Below are 16,761 nucleotides of genomic sequence, written 5' to 3'. Positions count from 1 at the left end.
AGCTCGAGATCCAGGTCGGAGGCTTCGATGCCAAGCGGCGCGAGGGTGTCAAGGTAATTGACAACGGCATGAACGGTTTCGGAACTCGCCTTATGGTATACTAACACCCGGCAGGGAAGAGCGGCGCTTGCCAGGAACCATGTCTTCAGGTTGCTCCTTTGAAAATTAACAACCAGGTCGTAATGTTTGGCGCGAACAGACCGCCAGAGCCCGATCAGTGAACGGAAAGAACGGTGCCTCCCTTTTCTCTCGAAAACGATCGTTTCTGCGACATGAGGGTTATTCCGGAAGAGACCGGCAGTAGCCTCAGAGCCGACCATCAGGGATATCCGGGCGGACGGGTATTTCTCCTTGAGAGCACGAACGACCGGCGTGAGCTGAACCAGATCGCCGATGGCGCCGGGCTTGATGATCAGAATATTGCTGAACTCTCGGGAACGGAACTTCATTATCTCATCATAATATAATCGGCAACTGATCGCAAGATGAAAGGGGGGCTTTCAGAAGAAATGTCTTTACAAAAGAAAGGGTTTCCCCTATTATAGGCGCTGAGAATTTGACGCTGTGATCCTATTTTATGCAATAATCAGAGCATCTTCATGCTGATGCAATCGTTACCTGCCTGGCTGTTCACGGCTTTTCTGATTTTCGTACCGTCAGCATTCGCGGAACCAGGCAAAAATCACACAACGCCTGCGCCCGTTGCCTTGCCATTTCAGGCTGGAGAAAAACTTACCTATGATATCAGCTGGTCGAACATTATCCATGCGGGTACGGCGGTCATGGAAGTGCGTGAGGAACAGAACTCAGACGGAAGGATGGTGTTCCATCTCATATCCCGTGCCACCTCAACGGGTGTTCTTGACAGGTTCTACAAGGTATCGGACACCATAGAAAGTTACATCGACGGCGAACACCTGTACAGCCTATCTTATCACCTCGATCAAACACACGGCAAGCGACACAAAACGAGAGACATGAGGTTCGACCATGGAAAGGGTACGGTCGTTGTGTTGTCCGACGGGATTTCGCAGACCTATTCCGTCCCGGAAAATGTCCAGGACGCTCTTTCTTCCCTCTATTTCGTGCGCACGCGACGGGATTTCATCGCCGGGAAGCCGATCACGGTCAACGTGCATGAGGACGACAAGACCTGGGGGGTTGAGGTGCAGACGTTGGGAAGGGAAAGGATCAGGACGCCGGCAGGAGAATTCGATACCATCAAGATAAAGACCTATCCCCGGTATGACGGCGTCTTCCAGAACAGGGGAGAGATTTATATCTGGTTCACCGACGATGCGCGGAAAATACCCGTGCTCATGAAAAGTACGATCACCATCGGCACCATCGTCTCCACGCTCGTGGAGCTGAAAGGTGGAGAGTCACAGCATGATCCGGCAATCAGAAGCAAAACGCCTCAACGGAATCATTGACCGGTTTCCCAGGACGCGGATCCTTGTTGTCGGCGATGTCATGCTCGACCATTATGTCTGGGGCAGTGTGTCACGCATCTCGCCGGAGGCTCCCGTCCCCGTCGTGACGGTGACGAGGGAGAATTTTCTTCTCGGAGCGGCCACGAATGTCGTCAACAATATCCATGCGCTCGGCGGCAGGGTCGGCCTGTGCGGCGTGATCGGCAGGGATGACGCCGGGCGACAGCTCGTCCATATGCTCCGCGCCCAGGGCATCAATACCGACGGGCTGATCGTGGAAGAGGGAAGACCGACCACGATAAAGACCCGGGTCATTGCCCACAGCCAGCAGGTCGTCCGCTTTGACCGGGAAACCAAGAACGGGATCGAAACGGATACCCATCGCCGGATCTTCGACTTCGTCAGGCAGCAGGTGAAGGAAGGACTCGATGCCCTGGTGCTGTCGGATTACAGCAAAGGTGTGATCACGAAAGACCTCGTGCGGGACATCGTGAAGCTGGCCCGGAAGAGCGGCATCATCGTATCCGTGGACCCGAAGGTGAACCATTTCGGTATGTACAGCGGCGTTACGATCCTGACGCCAAACACGAAAGAGGCTTCGATCGGGGCGAAGATCGAGATCGAGGATGAAGCAAGTCTCATAAAAGCCGGAGCGACGCTCCTGAGGCAGCTCAAATGCGAAGCCGTGCTGGTCACGCGCGGGGAACAGGGGATGAGCCTGTTTGAGCGGAGCGGCCGGATAACCCACATTCCCACCATGGCCCAGGAAGTGTACGATGTCACTGGTGCCGGCGATACGGTCATCAGTACGCTGACCCTGGCCATGGCTGCAGGATCCGGCATGGTCGATGCCGCCAGGATGTCAAACTATGCAGCAGGCATTGTCGTTGGAATCGTCGGGACGGCTACCGTGAAGCCCGATGAGCTTAAGCAGAAGATCAGGAAAGACGTGAATTGACGGAGGGAGCGCGGGACCATGAGAAGCTTTCGGGATATCCTCACGATCACGCGGGAGAAACCATGAAAGGCATCATCCTGGCGGGCGGCAGCGGGACTCGGCTGTACCCCATCACGCGAGGCGTCTGCAAACAGCTGCTGCCCATCTACGACAAGCCGATGATTTACTATCCGCTTTCGGTGCTTATGCTGTCGGGCATCCGGGACATCCTGATCATCTCCACGCCCGTTGACCTGCCCCGGTTCCGCGATATTTTCGGCAGCGGAGAGGACCTGGGGCTGCGCTTCTCGTACCGGGAACAGGCCAGGCCGAACGGCCTGGCCGAAGCCTTCCTGATCGGGGAGGATTTCATCGGCAGCGAAAGCGTCTGCCTCGTGCTCGGAGACAATATCTTTTTTGGTCATGGCCTGACGGATATTCTGCGAAAAGCCGTCAATGAGGTAGGTTCCCTGGGAGGCGCGACGGTATTCGGCTACTACGTGAAGGATCCCGAACGGTACGGCATCGTAGAATTCGACCGGGACGGAAACGTGCTGTCCGTCGAAGAGAAGCCGAAGCAGCCGAAGTCGCGGTATGCCGTGACGGGCCTGTACTTCTATGACAACGATGTCTTAACCATTGCAAAAAACATCAAGCCCTCCCGGCGCGGGGAGCTCGAAATCACCGATGTGAACAACGCCTACCTTGCGAAGAGAAAACTCAGGGTCGAGCTCATGGGCCGAGGGTATGCCTGGCTCGATACGGGGACCCATGAAAGCCTGCTGGAGGCCGGGGACTTCATCGCCACGATCGAGCGGCGCCAGGGGCTGAAGATGGCCTGCATTGAGGAGATCGCCTTCTCGCTTGGTTACATCGACCGGGTGAAACTGCTCAAGGCCGCTGAGAGCCACAGCAAGAACTCTTACGGGGAGTATCTGCGAATGGTGGCGGAACAGGGTGTGCCCCATGCCCTTTGAATTCGCGCCACTCGCCCTGCCCGGTCTTGTTCTGGTAAAACCGCAGGTATTCGGCGACGAAAGGGGTTTTTTCCTGGAGCTTTACAAGCATGCGGACTTCATCGGGGCTGGGATCGGGGAGCATTTCGTGCAGGATAACTTTTCGCGGTCAGCACGGGGAGTGCTCCGCGGAATGCATTATCAAAAGAAACCGAAAGCCCAGGGCAAACTGGTCGCTTGCACGAGGGGAGCAATCTTCGATGTTGCCGTGGATATCCGTGTCGGTTCCGCGAGCTTCGGACAATGGACTGCCGTGGAACTCTCCGCAGAGAACCGGCATCTCCTCTATGTGCCCCCGGGGTTTGCACACGGTTTTCAAGTGCTGAGCGAGTCGGCTGAAGTGCTGTACAAGTGCACCGATGAGTATTCACCGTCGGACGACCGCGGCATCATCTGGAACGATCCTGACATGAAGATCGCCTGGCCGCTTGAGAACCCGACGCTCTCCGGCAAGGATAAGATCCATCCCCGGCTCAGGGACTGCGACAACAATTTCACCATCAGATGATGTGCTATGAAATATCTCATCACGGGGAAAAACGGTCAGCTGGCCCAGGAATTCATCGGGCGTTTTGAGAAACAGGGGATAGCCTATGCCGCCCCTGACGAGGCGCAGCTCGACATCACGGACTCTCATTGTGTCGCCGAAGCTGTCGCCTCCTGGAAACCCGGTGTCATCCTCAACTGTGCCGCCTATAACCTCGTGGACAAGGCGGAGCAGGAGGGGGAGAAGGCCTTCGCCGTCAATTCCGCGGGCCCTGAACATCTCGCCCGTGCGGCCGCGGACCATCAGGCTGTGATCGTGCATTTCGGTTCTGATTATGTTTTTGACGGATTGAAAGAACGGGGGCTCTATGCGGAAGAAGACCCGGTCAACCCGCTGAACGTATACGGTCAGAGCAAGCTTTCGGGAGAAGAACGGGTCGAGCAGGCCTGTCCCCGGCACCTGATCCTGCGCCTCAGCTGGGTGTTCGGTGCCGGCAAACAGAATTTCATCTACAAGCTCCGGACCTGGGCGGAGAGCAGCGAATATCTGAAGATCGCTTGTGATGAGTTCTCGGTGCCGACCCATACCAGGACCGTTGTGGACTGCACGCTGAAGGCAATCGCCCAGGGTTTGACCGGCCGGTATCATCTGACCAACTCCGGGTTTTGTTCCCGGTATGAGTGGGCGAAGCTTATCCTCGCTACCCTCAACAGCAGCAAATTCATACGGCCCGTGTCGATGGATTCGTTCAATTTGCCGGCGGCACGGCCAAAATTCTCGGCAATGACGAATGACGCCATCGCCAGGACCCTGGGTATCGGCATTCCATCGTGGGAGGAATCGGTCCGGTCCTTCCTGAAGGATCAGGCATAAGTCCTATGAGCATGAACAGGAAAAGCGTTCCCGGCCCTGCCGGGCTTATACCGTCCGCGTCCAGCATTCTCGTCACCGGCGGAGCGGGATTCATCGGCTCGAACTTCATTCGCTTTGTCCTCGGGAACAGCGCGTTCAGCGGCAGGATCGTCAATTATGACAAGCTGACCTATGCCGGGAACCTGATGAGCCTTGCGGAGATTGAGCGTGAATTCGGGGGCAGAAGCTATTTCTTCGAGCGCGGTGACATCTGCGACTTCGGGAGGGTGAAAGAGGTCATCACGCGATACGGGATCAGCGTGATCGTCCACTTTGCCGCTGAAAGCCATGTTGACCGGTCCATCTTCGGGCCGAAGGACTTCGTGGAAACGAATATCAACGGCACGTTCACGCTGCTCGAAGCCGTCCGGGAGCTCTGGGCGGGGAGGGGGGATGTCCGTTTCCACCACATCAGCACCGACGAAGTCTACGGTTCTCTCGGTGATAGGGGATCTTTTTTCGAGACAACGCCCTATGACCCGCGCAGTCCCTACTCGGCTTCCAAGGCGGCATCGGACCACCTGGTCAAGGCCTACTATCATACCTACGGCCTGCCGGCGACCATATCGAACTGCTCGAACAATTACGGACCCTATCACTTCCCGGAGAAACTGATTCCGCTCACGATACTGAACGCGGTCGAGGGAAAACCGCTTCCGGTGTACGGTGACGGGAAGAATGTCCGTGACTGGCTCTATGTTGAAGACCACTGCAGCGGGATATGGACGGTCTTGGAGAAGGGGATGCCGGGCGAGACCTATAACATCGGCGGCGAGTGCGAAAAAGAAAATATCGAAGTCGTCCGGAAAATATGCGACATCCTGGAGACGCTCAGGCCGGCCAGGGACAATGATTTGATCAGGAACCGGAAACACCCTGTTACTGCGTATCGCGATTTGATCACCTTTGTGAACGACCGCCCCGGCCATGACCGCCGGTATGCCATTAATTGCGATAAGATAAAGTCCGGACTCGGCTGGAAACAGAACCACGATTTTGATCACGGCCTGCAGAGCACCGTTGCCTGGTTCCTGGAGAACACTGCCTGGGTGGACAGTGTCAGGAGCGGTGCATACCAGACTTGGATAGAAAAAAACTACTCAACCAGATGATTCACGGAAAAGGAGCGTTATGAGGATATCTGTCATCGGCACGGGTTATGTTGGTCTCGTGACGGGCACCTGCCTTGCCGAAAGCGGCAATGATGTGATCTGCATGGATATCGACGGGAAAAAGATCGATATGCTGAATGCCGGACGGGTGCCGATCTATGAGCCTGGGCTCGATGAACTGATCAGGAGGAACGTGAGCCACGGCCGGCTCAGTTTCACAACGGACATGGCCCATGCTGTGCGCAGTTCGGATTTTATTTTTATCGCCGTCGGCACGCCGCCCGGCGAAGACGGTTCTGCCGATCTGAAGTGGGTCCTGGGAGCGGCGAGCGAGGTCGGCAGGCACATGAACGGCTACAAGGTAGTCATCAACAAGAGCACGGTTCCCGTGGGCACCGGCGACAAGGTGAGGTCGGCGGTTGCATCCAGGACCCGGCACAAGTTTGATGTGGTGTCCAACCCGGAGTTCCTGAAGGAGGGTGCTGCAATAGAGGACTTCATGAAGCCAGACCGGGTGGTCATCGGCTCCGAGAGCCCCAAGGCGGCCGCGCTGATGCAGGAGATGTATGCACCCTTTGTGCGGACGGGAAAACCGATCCTGGTGATGGACATCAGGAGCGCCGAAATGACCAAGTATGTTTCCAATGCAATGCTCGCCACCAAGATATCCTTCATCAACGAGATGGCAGTCATTTGCGCGGGGCTGGGCGCCGATATTGACAGTGTGCGCAAAGGCATGGGCTATGACCGCCGGATCGGCTTCGAATTCCTCTTCCCGGGTGTCGGTTACGGCGGTTCCTGTTTCCCGAAGGACGTGAAGGCGCTGGTCCAGACCGCGAAGGAATACGGAGTTGACGCGAAGGTGCTCAAGGCGGTAGAGGCTGTCAACGAAAGCCAGAAAAGCCTTCTCTCGTCACTGATCCGGCGGCACTTCGCATCGAGCGCTCCGAAACGGAAGGTCGCGAAGAAACCGCTCGCCGGGCTTACGATAGCGGTCTGGGGACTGTCGTTCAAGCCGCGAACCGACGACATGCGGGAAGCCCCGTCCGTTGTCGTTATCAACAGCCTGCTGAAAGCTGGAGCCGTGGTCAAGGCGCACGACCCCATTGCAGGGCATGAGGCGGGGAAAATATTCAAGAAGAGGATCGTCATCCTGAGCGACGGCTACGAGGCGCTCCGTGACGCCGACGCACTGGCGGTCGTGACAGAATGGAACGAGTTCCGGACCCCGGATTTCAAGAAGATGAAGAGGCTCATGAAAAAGCCGGTGATCTTCGATGGCAGGAACATTTACAACCAGGATGAACTTCGCAAGATGGGGTTCACGTACTACGGGATCGGGAGGAAATGAACCAGTAACTGCTGAGGCGGCGAGGCCCATATCGGAGAGCCTCAGACGAATATGCGGGTTCATCATGGACAACTGACCGGCAATTAATGCGGGCATCGAAGCAGCGGCCTTTTCAATCGAAGATTATCTCATCAGGGGGAGACGTGCATGAGGATACTGGTTACCGGCGGAGCCGGATTTCTGGGCTCGCATTTATGCGATCGGTTGCTTGCGGACGGGCAGGAGGTGCTCTGCCTCGACAACTTCTTCACGGGCAGGAAGAGGAACATCACCCACATGCTCGAAAACCCATCATTCGAACTGGTGCGGCATGACCTCGTGCTCCCGATCCTGCTTGAGGTGGATCGGATCTATCATCTCGCCTGCCCTGCGTCGCCGATCCATTACCAGTACAATCCTGTCAAAACCATCAAAACGAATATCCTGGGCACCCTGAACATGCTCGGAATCGCCAAGCGGACGAAGGCCAGGATACTGCTGGCGTCCACGTCCGAGGTCTATGGCGACCCGGCCGTCCACCCCCAGAAGGAAGAGTACTGGGGCAATGTGAACCCCATCGGCATCCGCAGCTGTTATGACGAAGGCAAACGCGCGGCCGAGACGCTCATGATGGACTACCATCGCCAGAGCCGCGTGGATGTCAAGATCGTGCGCATCTTCAACACCTACGGCCCTCGCATGCTTGCCGACGACGGAAGGGTCGTGAGCAATTTCATCGTCCAGGCGCTTCAGGGCAGGGATATAACGGTCTACGGCGAAGGATCGCAGACCCGCTCCTTCTGCTATGTGGACGATCTGATCGACGGGATGATCCGGATGATGGGCAGTGAGGACTTCACGGGCCCGGTGAATCTGGGCAATCCCGAGGAGTATACCATCCTTGACCTTGCGAAGAAGATCATCGCCATGACCGGTTCCCGTTCGAAGATCATCCATAGACCGCTCCCCGCCGACGATCCAACACAGCGAAGGCCCGATATCACGCTGGCCGGCAGTAAATTGGGGTGGAACCCCGGGGTCTCCGTTGACGAGGGGCTCGGGAGGACAATCGAGCATTTCAAGGCAGAGCTGTCCCGTTCTTGATGGTATCGAGACCGGGACGGAACGCAGTACCGGATGCTTCGGGCTGAGCACGAGTGGAACGGCTCCCGATCTTGCAGGATCGCTTGCTGACAGTCGGCAGTCTCTAGCTTCCTTGATTGCTGCGACTCTGCGAGAGTTTCACCAGTTTGTTTCTGCGAGGACTTTTCTCACCGTCCATCGGGAAACAGTGTCATTCGCTTCAGGAGTATCTCCCGTCGTTCTTTCTTTTGCCGGTTGATTGCACATGTCAAAATCTTCCTCGGTCGTAGCCATCATACCAGCCCGGTACGGCTCAACGCGATTTCCGGGAAAAGCGCTCGCCCCGATCAAGGATAAGCCCATGATCCAGTGGGTCTACGAGCGCTCGAGGCTGTCCCGTCTCGTGACGAGGGTCATTGTGGCAACGGATGATGAGCGGATCCTGCGGGCGGTCGAGGCCTTTGGCGGCGAGGCCGTCATGACATCGGCCAGCCACCAGACGGGCACGGACCGGATTGCCGAGGTTGCACGCTCGGAAAAGGCCGACATCGTGGTCAATGTGCAGGGAGACGAGCCACTGATCCATCCCGACATGATAGACCAGGCAGTGCGGCCGCTCGTCGACGACCCCGCAATCCCCATGGGGACCGTCTGCAGGAGGATCCTTGACCGCAGCACCGCTTTTGATCCCAACGTCGTCAAGGTCGTTTTTGACGGGAACGGATTCGCCCTCTATTTCTCCCGGGCGCCGATCCCCTGGGACCGGGACGGCTGGGCGGGGAATGGATCCCTCCGGGACCTTCCCCTCACCGCGCCGATGTACCAGCACATCGGCCTGTACGTCTACCGCAGGGATTTTCTTCTTGGTTATTCGGGAATGAGGCAGACCCCGCTCGAACTTCTGGAAAAGCTCGAACAGCTCCGGGCCCTCGAATCGGGCCATCGGATCAAGACCGTTGTGACCGAACACGAGTCCTTTGGTGTTGACATCCCGGGGGATTTGAGTAAAATACTGAAATGTTTGGAAGAAGGTAAACGATAGGCATGGACAAGAAAAAGTCTCCGACCAAGTATATTTTCGTGACCGGCGGCGTCGTCTCTTCTCTGGGGAAGGGACTCGCCGCCGCATCCATCGGCGCGCTCCTGGAAAGCAGGGGGCTGAAAGTCACGTTCCTCAAGCTCGATCCCTATATCAATGTCGATCCCGGAACCATGAGCCCCTTCCAGCACGGCGAAGTCTACGTGACCGATGACGGCGCCGAAACGGACCTCGATCTCGGCCATTACGAACGGTACGGCAGCGTCACCACCGCCCAGAAGAATAACTTCACATCGGGCCGGATCTACTTCAACGTCATCAGCAAGGAGCGGCGGGGCGATTATCTGGGCGGTACGGTGCAGGTCGTGCCGCACATCACGGACGAGATCAAGCGGGCCATCACCGACCTGGCTGATGACGAGGACGTCGTGATCGTCGAGATCGGCGGTACGATCGGGGACATCGAAAGCCTGCCCTTCCTTGAGGCCATCCGGCAGCTTCGGTACAGTCTGGGGAGGCAGAACGTCCTCTATGTCCATCTCACGCTCGTACCGTTCATCAAGGCAGCCGACGAGCTCAAGACCAAGCCCACCCAGCACAGCGTCAAGGAGCTCCTTTCGATCGGTATCCAGCCGAACATCCTTGTGTGCCGGAGCGACCGGCCCATCCCGAAGGAGATGAAGCGCAAGATCGCGCTCTTCTGCAACGTCGAGGAGAACGCCGTCATCACGGCGCAGGACGTGGATACCATCTATGAAGTGCCTCTCCGCCTCCATGAGGAGGGGATTGACGACCGCATCGTTGAGTTCTTCGAACTCAAGACCGGGAAGACCGACTTGAAGCCGTGGGAGGAGATCGTCAGGCGCGTCAAGCATCCCACGAAGAACGTGACCATTGCCCTGGTCGGGAAGTACATCGATCTCAAGGAGGCGTACAAAAGCCTCTGCGAAGCGCTCACCCATGGCGGCATCGCCAACGATGCAAGGGTCGACATCTGCTGGGTCGACTCCGAGGACATAGAGGTCAGGGGAGCGCATGAGATGCTGAAGGGCATGGACGGCATCCTGGTACCCGGCGGATTCGGGATCCGGGGGGTCGAAGGAAAGATCGCTGCCGTGGCCTATGCGCGGGAGCGGAAGATACCTTACTTTGGCATCTGCCTCGGCATGCAGTGCGCCGTCATTGAAACGGCCCGGAGCCTGGCAGGCATCAAAAGTGCGAACAGCTCCGAGTTCGACCAGCAGACGCCGGACCCGGTCATTTATCTGATCGAACAGTGGTTCGATTACCGGTCTCAGACGGTGCAGAAGCGCGACATGTCGTGCGACAAGGGCGGCAGCATGCGCCTCGGCGCCTATCCCTGCAGGATCGAGCAGGGGACCTTTGCCTACGAGGCGTACCATGCGGTTGAGATCAGCGAACGGCACCGCCACCGGTATGAGTTCAACAACCGGTATAAAGACGTCCTGAAGAAGGCCGGGCTGATCATCAGCGGCACGTCGCCGGACGGTGAACTGGTGGAGATCGTGGAACTTCGCGGCCACCCCTGGTTCCTGGGCTGTCAGTTCCATCCCGAGTTCAAATCAACGCCGCGCAAACCGCACCCGCTCTTCACGGCGTTCATCCAGGCATCGCTGAAGCACAAGGAACAGGTGAGGCAGCCGTGACCCGGACCGTGACCGTCAGGCGCATATCTATTGGCGGCAAGGGGCCCTTTGTGCTGATCGCCGGACCCTGCGTCATCGAGTCGGAGGAGTCCACCCGGGAAGCGGCGATACGGCTGAAACGGATGACCGGGGAACTCGGCATTCCGTTCATCTTCAAGTCATCCTTCGACAAGGCGAACCGCAGTTCGGTCAAATCCTACCGGGGCCCCGGGATGCAGGAGGGGCTGGCAATTCTCGGACGGGTGGCGAAGGAACTTGATGTTCCCGTGCTGTCCGATATCCACCGGTTCGAAGAGATCGCTCCGGCGGCCGATGTGCTGGATGTGATTCAGATCCCCGCTTTTCTCTGCAGACAGACCGATTTCGTGATGGAGGCGGCACGGACGGGCAGGGTCATCAACATCAAAAAGGGACAGTTTCTGGCGCCCTGGGACATCGGGAATGCAGCTGAGAAGGCGGCGTCCACCGGCAACGACAAGATCATCATCACGGAGCGGGGAGTCTCCTTCGGCTATAACAATCTGGTTGCGGATATGAGATCCATTCCGATCATCCGGGACATGGGCTATCCCGTGGTTTTCGATGCCACCCATTCCGTGCAGCTGCCGGGGGCAGGGGGGTCGGCATCATCGGGCGACCGCAAGTTCGTACCCCATCTGGCACGGGCTGCCGCTGCAGTAGGCGTCGATGCCCTGTTCATGGAAGTGCACGCCTGCCCCGACAAGGCCCTCTGCGACGGGCCGAACATGCTGGGCCTCGATGATCTCCCCGCGCTGCTGCTGCAGGTTCAGCAGATCGACAGGATCGTGAAATGATGAAAGAACAGGCAAAAAGGGTCCTCAGGATCGAAGCGGAAGCGATCGGGGCGCTCATCGACCGGATCGATGAACGGTTCGAACAGGCGGTCAATCTGATCCTGAGCTGTGAGGGTCGTGTGGTCGTGTCCGGAATGGGAAAGTCCGGACTGATCGGGAAAAAGATCGCGGCAACCCTGGCCTCGACCGGCACTCCCGCACTGTTCCTGCACCCGGCCGAAGGTATTCACGGTGATCTCGGCATGGTCATGCGGGGAGACACGGTGATAGCCCTGTCCAACAGCGGCGAAACCGACGAAATGACCAGGATGCTGCCGTCGCTAAAGCGGCTGGGTATCAGGATCATCGCGTTCACCGGAAACAGCGAATCAACGCTGGCGAAGAACAGCGACGTCGTGATCGACGTCGGTGTCAAAGAGGAAGCATGTCCTCTGGGGCTCGCCCCAACGGCGAGCACGACCGCCACGCTTGCCATGGGAGACGCTCTGGCCGTAGCCCTGCTCGAACAGCGGGGCTTCAAGGAAGAGGATTTTGCCTGCTTTCATCCGGGGGGAACGCTCGGGAAAAAGCTGCTATTGCGCGTCCGGGACCTGATGCATACGGGAGACGACATACCGGTCGTGTCCGAGGAAACGCTGATCAAGGACGCGATCTACGAGATCTCATCGAAAAAAATGGGAGTCACCGCTGTCGTGGACTCCGGCGGGAGCCTGGTCGGTGTCATCACCGACGGCGACCTCCGGCGCTGGATGGAAAAAACGGAGCGGAGCGGGGATAATCTTCTGTCCAAACGGGCAAAGGAAATCATGACGCGGAACCCGAAGGTCGCCAGCAAGGACGCACTCGCGGCAGAGGCCGTTGCGCTGATGGAAAGGAACTCCATCACCTGCCTGATCGTGTCCGACAAGAGCGCAAAACCAGAAGGCGTGATACATCTCCATGACCTGCTTAAAGCCGGCATCGCGTGAAGAACGCCACCGCGAACGGTTGAATTTCCTCTCCCTCTAACCCTATGCAGATAACCGACCAGCGCCTCAAAATAAAGGCGAAAAAAATAAAGCTGCTCCTCCTCGATGTGGACGGTGTAATGACCGACGGCAGGATCATTCTGGACAACCAGGGCAACGAGACCAAGGCGTTCCATGTGCGGGACGGCCACGGAATCAAACTGCTGCAGAATGAGGGCGTCCTCGTCGGGATCATCACCGGCAGAAAATCGGAAGTGGTCAATATCAGGGCACGGGAACTGGGCATCATGGACGTCCACCAGGGCATCAAGGACAAACTGACGGCCTACGATGCCGTGGTAGCAAAGCACGGACTGAGCGACGAGGAGGTAGCCTATATTGGAGACGACGAGGTTGATGTAGCAATCTTCAAGCGGGTTGGGCTCGCCGCTGCCGTTGCCGATGCCGACCCGTCGGTCCGGCCCCATGTCCAGCTTGTGACGCGCGCTCATGGCGGCAGGGGGGCCGTGCGCGAGGTCATCAATTTCATTCTGAAAAGCCGGGGCGTTGTGCCGCGGCGATGATCACAAGGACAGTCGCCTTCAGGAAGAAACTGGACCGCATCTTCCTCACATGGTCGTTGCGATTCCTCCGTTGTCTGGCGGCCGCGACGCCCTACCGGATGGGGATTTGGTGCGGTGCCAGCCTCGGCCTTGCAGCCTATTACCTTCTGCCCCGCGAACGATCGCGGACGTACCTGCATCTCTCGTTCGTATACGGGGATGATAACCCGGCCAGGGTGCGGCGCATCGCCCGGGCTTGCTTTGTGCACCTCGGCCGGTCCCTCTTTGAAGTGCTGCTGGTGAATCCTCGCCGCCTCCGCAGGATGGTCACCATTCAGGGAGGGGAAAGCCTGCGGAGCGCGCTCAGCGCAGGAAAAGGGGTCGTCGTCGTTACGGGCCACATGGGCAACTGGGAGCTGCTGGCACATGCCGTGGCTGACCAGTATCCGGTTAGTGTGGTGGCGGCGCCCCTGGAACCGCCGGAGGTCAACAACATGATCGTCCGCCTGCGCGGCGACATGGGGGTCAAGACGATCCTTCGCGGGAGACCAGGGGCGTCCAGAGAATTGATCCGAGTATTCAAGGAGAATCGCATTCTCGGCATCCTGATAGACCAGGATACGGATGTAGAGAGCGCCTTCGTGGATTTCATGGGCAAACCGGCCCGGACGCCGACCGCAGCAGCCTCCATGGCCATCAAATTCGGCGCTCCGGTCCTGTTCGGTTATATACATCGCGGGCGGGACGGCCGTCACACCATCCGATTCGATGGTCCGCTCGAACTGGTAAGGACCGGTGACGATGAGAAGGACATTGTGAGTAATACGGCCATGCTGACGAAAAGGATCGAGGATTGTATCAGAGAGAATCCGGAGCAGTGGGTGTGGATGCACCGCAGGTGGAGGAGACAGCCTTGAAATTGTTCAACGTACCGAATCTACTGTCCCTGAGCAGGATTCTGTCGGTGCCGGTCTTCATCATCCTCATGTTGGAGCCGAGCCCGGTACGGGCCCTCGTGGCGGGCATCGTATTTTCCCTTGCTGCCGCGACGGACTGGCTGGACGGGTATCTGGCACGGAAATGGGGGCAGGTGACCAGGATCGGGAAACTGCTCGACCCGATCGCGGACAAGATATTAATCATGTCGGCTCTCGTCATCCTCGTGGAACTCCGCTCCGATGTCGTTCGCGCCTGGATTGCGATCGTGATCATTGGCAGGGAGTTCGCCGTAACCGGTCTTCGCGCCATGGCTGCGAGCGAGGGGATGATAATCCCCTCGGAAACGGTCGGAAAATACAAGGTAGGAGCCCAGATCGCAGCCGTCCTGCTGCTCCTTCTGGATTATTACCTGGATAAGGGATGGATGACGGACTTGGGGAGAGTTGCTCTCTGGGTTGCAATGATTCTGGCTTTGTACTCGGCGGTCCGCTATTTCATGGCCTACTGGAGCAAATTGAACCGCTGATCGAAGGCATTGGGAACTGCATCACAGGGACCTTGACCCATGACTACCCTCACGCCACTCTTCTCCATCGCGTTTTCCTATCTGTTCGGAGCTATACCCTTCGGCCTCGTATTCAGCAGGCTGTTTTCGAATATCGACGTGCGGACCGTGGGCAGCGGCAACATAGGCGCGACAAACGTCCTGCGCGCCTCCGGGAAGAAGGCAGCGGCGCTGACTCTCCTTGCCGACTGCCTCAAAGGATACATACCGGTCCTTGCCGCGAAGCTCCTGCTCCAAAACGATTGGATCACGGTTTCATGCGCGGCGGCAGCCGTGCTCGGCCATAATTATCCCGTTTATCTCGACTTCAAGGGCGGAAAGGGGGTAGCAACAAGTTTCGGTGTCATACTTGCTACCGTCCCCCTGATCGGTATTCTTTGCCTCGCCGTCTGGCTCGCAGTGGCGATCCTTGGGCGTTATTCCTCGCTTGCCGCGATTATCTCCTTTGCCGCATATCCGCTCCTGTCCTTTGTTTTCTTCCACTCGTCACAGCCTTTGGGCCTGCTGTCACTCTTTATTTTTGGGATGATATACTACCGTCATCGTGAAAATCTGAAACGCCTTCTGTCCGGGACCGAACCGAAGATCGGGCAAAAGTAAGCTGTCAAACTGATGAGAAAAAAATCCTGGTCCGCTTCCGGTTCCTCCTGCCGCTGATACTGCCACTCACTTTCTGCTTCGCCTGGAATGCCGTGTAAGAACTTTAAGTGTAAGAACTTGAACTGAGATCTGCCCGGTTTCACGACCGTTGCAGGGTCATGAACGCAGGACTCATGTTTCCGAGATTAGAGCAGATATATCGGCGCGTCCAATATGAAATTGTGATCGTTGGCATGCTAATCGCTGGGATGAAGAGAAGCCTTAAGACAGTAGCGAGAATGGGCTTGCCTGGCAAGCTAAATAGTAATTTTAATAAAATTAATAGTATCTTATGGATTAACATTAAACCTTAACGTGATATTATAAAATGTCCGATAATGTATATTATGTCAAATCAAAGAGGCGAAAGAAAAAGCGGGACGCATACTGTAATTCATAATCCCCGCTGTATCCCCGCTTTCTTGATTCGCTGCTATCACGGTTTTCAGCGTTTCCTAATTCCGTTCCTGCAGAAAGGTTCCTTGTCAGCTATCCGTTTTTTTAATATAGCAAGATTGTGCTGATATTTTTCATTCGTAAAGCTCCACGATGACTGATGCCACAAGTGAAAAATGATGGCAAGACCCCGGACCGATTTGACCTGTTTACCCTGGTTCAAGACCCTGATCCCGAGATCGTTATCTTCGATGGAGCCGTCAAGAAAATCTTCGTCACAGCCGTTGATCGCAAGAAAGAGGTCCTTCGCGATGCTGAAATTGCATCCCCAGACACCATCGTCCGTTATCCTGTCCCGGTGAGCAAGCCGTCTCAAGAAAGCACTGCGGATCGGAATCGCCTCTTCCACCTTCCGGGACCTGCCGCGAGCAGCGTCCCATAGCAGGCTCGGTCTCAATGAGTTCAGGACCTTCCCGCTTGCCAGCAGATGCTCCGTCAATTGACGGCCGATCTCGACTCGCTTGCCGCTCAGAATGGCATCGTGGCTGCCATTTTCAACATGGGACCTGATAAAATGCCTGTGCGCCATGCAGTCACCATCAAGAAAAATGAGGTAATCGCCGGTTGACTGCCGGACCGCCTCGTTCAGAATCTTCGGTTTCCGAAAGCCCTTGTCTTCATGCCACACGTGGCTGATCGGAAACGCATTCTGGATTTTCCGCTGCATCTCATGGACCATGGTTCGCGTTTCCGGTCCGCTGCCATCATCAGCGACCATGACTTCCTGAGGCAGCATGCTCTGTTGTGCCAGACTCAGGAGGCTGAGTTTGAGGGCCTGGGGCCGATTATAGGTCGGTACGATGACGGTAATCTTCATGTTT

At 57.0% G+C, this 16,761-nt stretch carries 18 protein-coding genes; 16 read left to right on the top strand and 2 right to left on the bottom strand.

Annotated features, from left to right (window positions below; translation table 11 throughout):
* Positions 1–449, bottom strand: a 449-nt coding sequence (locus tag VL197_02740; protein HUJ16886.1) for a glycosyltransferase family 9 protein, incomplete at its 3' end; no start/stop codon positions are given.
* A 150-nt stretch (positions 450–599) separates the two neighbouring features.
* Between VL197_02740 and VL197_02735 the strand changes: the two genes are divergently transcribed.
* The 16 genes from VL197_02735 (at position 600) to plsY (ending at position 15,445) form a co-directional block, all read left to right on the top strand.
* Entirely contained in the window at positions 600–1,433 is an 834-nt protein-coding gene (locus tag VL197_02735; GenBank protein HUJ16885.1) for a DUF3108 domain-containing protein, read from the top strand.
* Positions 1,390–2,391 (top strand): D-glycero-beta-D-manno-heptose-7-phosphate kinase, encoded by a 1,002-nt coding sequence (rfaE1, locus tag VL197_02730; protein HUJ16884.1) that lies wholly within the window; start codon positions 1,390–1,392, stop codon positions 2,389–2,391. The genes VL197_02735 and rfaE1 overlap by 44 nt, the downstream gene beginning before the upstream one ends.
* A gap of 62 nt (positions 2,392–2,453) precedes the next feature.
* Entirely contained in the window at positions 2,454–3,347 is an 894-nt protein-coding gene (rfbA, locus tag VL197_02725; GenBank protein HUJ16883.1) for a glucose-1-phosphate thymidylyltransferase RfbA, read from the top strand.
* Positions 3,337–3,894: a dTDP-4-dehydrorhamnose 3,5-epimerase gene (gene rfbC, locus VL197_02720; GenBank protein HUJ16882.1), complete on the top strand. Its 558-nt coding sequence runs from the start codon at positions 3,337–3,339 to the stop codon at positions 3,892–3,894. The genes rfbA and rfbC overlap by 11 nt, the downstream gene beginning before the upstream one ends.
* Before the next feature lie 6 nt (positions 3,895–3,900).
* On the top strand, positions 3,901–4,746 hold the full coding sequence (rfbD, locus tag VL197_02715; GenBank protein HUJ16881.1) for a dTDP-4-dehydrorhamnose reductase: 846 nt from the start codon (positions 3,901–3,903) through the stop codon (positions 4,744–4,746).
* An 11-nt stretch (positions 4,747–4,757) separates the two neighbouring features.
* A complete protein-coding gene (gene rfbB / locus VL197_02710) occupies positions 4,758–5,897 on the top strand; it encodes a dTDP-glucose 4,6-dehydratase (GenBank protein HUJ16880.1) in 1,140 nt (379 codons plus the stop codon).
* A 19-nt stretch (positions 5,898–5,916) separates the two neighbouring features.
* The gene (locus tag VL197_02705; protein HUJ16879.1) at positions 5,917–7,248 is read left to right on the top strand and encodes a UDP-glucose/GDP-mannose dehydrogenase family protein; all 1,332 of its coding nucleotides are present in this window, start codon (positions 5,917–5,919) and stop codon (positions 7,246–7,248) included.
* Positions 7,249–7,395: 147 nt separating this feature from the next.
* On the top strand, positions 7,396–8,331 hold the full coding sequence (locus tag VL197_02700) for a UDP-glucuronic acid decarboxylase family protein (protein ID HUJ16878.1): 936 nt from the start codon (positions 7,396–7,398) through the stop codon (positions 8,329–8,331).
* A gap of 244 nt (positions 8,332–8,575) precedes the next feature.
* Positions 8,576–9,352 (top strand): 3-deoxy-manno-octulosonate cytidylyltransferase, encoded by a 777-nt coding sequence (gene kdsB, locus VL197_02695; protein ID HUJ16877.1) that lies wholly within the window; start codon positions 8,576–8,578, stop codon positions 9,350–9,352.
* A 2-nt stretch (positions 9,353–9,354) separates the two neighbouring features.
* The gene (locus tag VL197_02690) at positions 9,355–11,016 is read left to right on the top strand and encodes a CTP synthase (GenBank protein ID HUJ16876.1); all 1,662 of its coding nucleotides are present in this window, start codon (positions 9,355–9,357) and stop codon (positions 11,014–11,016) included.
* The gene (gene kdsA / locus VL197_02685; protein ID HUJ16875.1) at positions 11,013–11,831 is read left to right on the top strand and encodes a 3-deoxy-8-phosphooctulonate synthase; all 819 of its coding nucleotides are present in this window, start codon (positions 11,013–11,015) and stop codon (positions 11,829–11,831) included. Before VL197_02690 ends, kdsA begins: the two co-directional genes overlap by 4 nt.
* Positions 11,828–12,799 carry a KpsF/GutQ family sugar-phosphate isomerase gene (locus tag VL197_02680; GenBank protein ID HUJ16874.1) on the top strand — a complete coding sequence of 324 codons (972 nt, stop codon included), beginning with the start codon at positions 11,828–11,830 and terminating at the stop codon, positions 12,797–12,799. The genes kdsA and VL197_02680 overlap by 4 nt, the downstream gene beginning before the upstream one ends.
* 44 nt (positions 12,800–12,843) lie before the next feature.
* The gene (locus VL197_02675; protein HUJ16873.1) at positions 12,844–13,362 is read left to right on the top strand and encodes an HAD-IIIA family hydrolase; all 519 of its coding nucleotides are present in this window, start codon (positions 12,844–12,846) and stop codon (positions 13,360–13,362) included.
* On the top strand, positions 13,359–14,258 hold the full coding sequence (locus tag VL197_02670) for a lysophospholipid acyltransferase family protein (GenBank protein HUJ16872.1): 900 nt from the start codon (positions 13,359–13,361) through the stop codon (positions 14,256–14,258). The genes VL197_02675 and VL197_02670 overlap by 4 nt, the downstream gene beginning before the upstream one ends.
* Entirely contained in the window at positions 14,255–14,806 is a 552-nt protein-coding gene (gene pgsA / locus VL197_02665; GenBank protein ID HUJ16871.1) for a CDP-diacylglycerol--glycerol-3-phosphate 3-phosphatidyltransferase, read from the top strand. The genes VL197_02670 and pgsA overlap by 4 nt, the downstream gene beginning before the upstream one ends.
* 39 nt (positions 14,807–14,845) lie before the next feature.
* A complete protein-coding gene (gene plsY, locus VL197_02660) occupies positions 14,846–15,445 on the top strand; it encodes a glycerol-3-phosphate 1-O-acyltransferase PlsY (protein ID HUJ16870.1) in 600 nt (199 codons plus the stop codon).
* A 484-nt stretch (positions 15,446–15,929) separates the two neighbouring features.
* Here plsY and VL197_02655 read toward each other — a convergent pair whose 3' ends face one another.
* Complete coding sequence (locus tag VL197_02655) at positions 15,930–16,757, bottom strand: glycosyltransferase (GenBank protein ID HUJ16869.1); 828 nt, start codon at positions 16,755–16,757, stop codon at positions 15,930–15,932.
* Positions 16,758–16,761 lie beyond the last annotated feature (4 nt).

This window comes from Nitrospirota bacterium (genome assembly GCA_035516965.1).
In the GTDB taxonomy this organism is placed as follows: Bacteria; Nitrospirota; UBA9217; order UBA9217; family UBA9217; genus MHEA01.
Note: the sequence above shows the minus strand (reverse complement) of the source record. Positions and strands in the feature narration are given on the sequence as shown.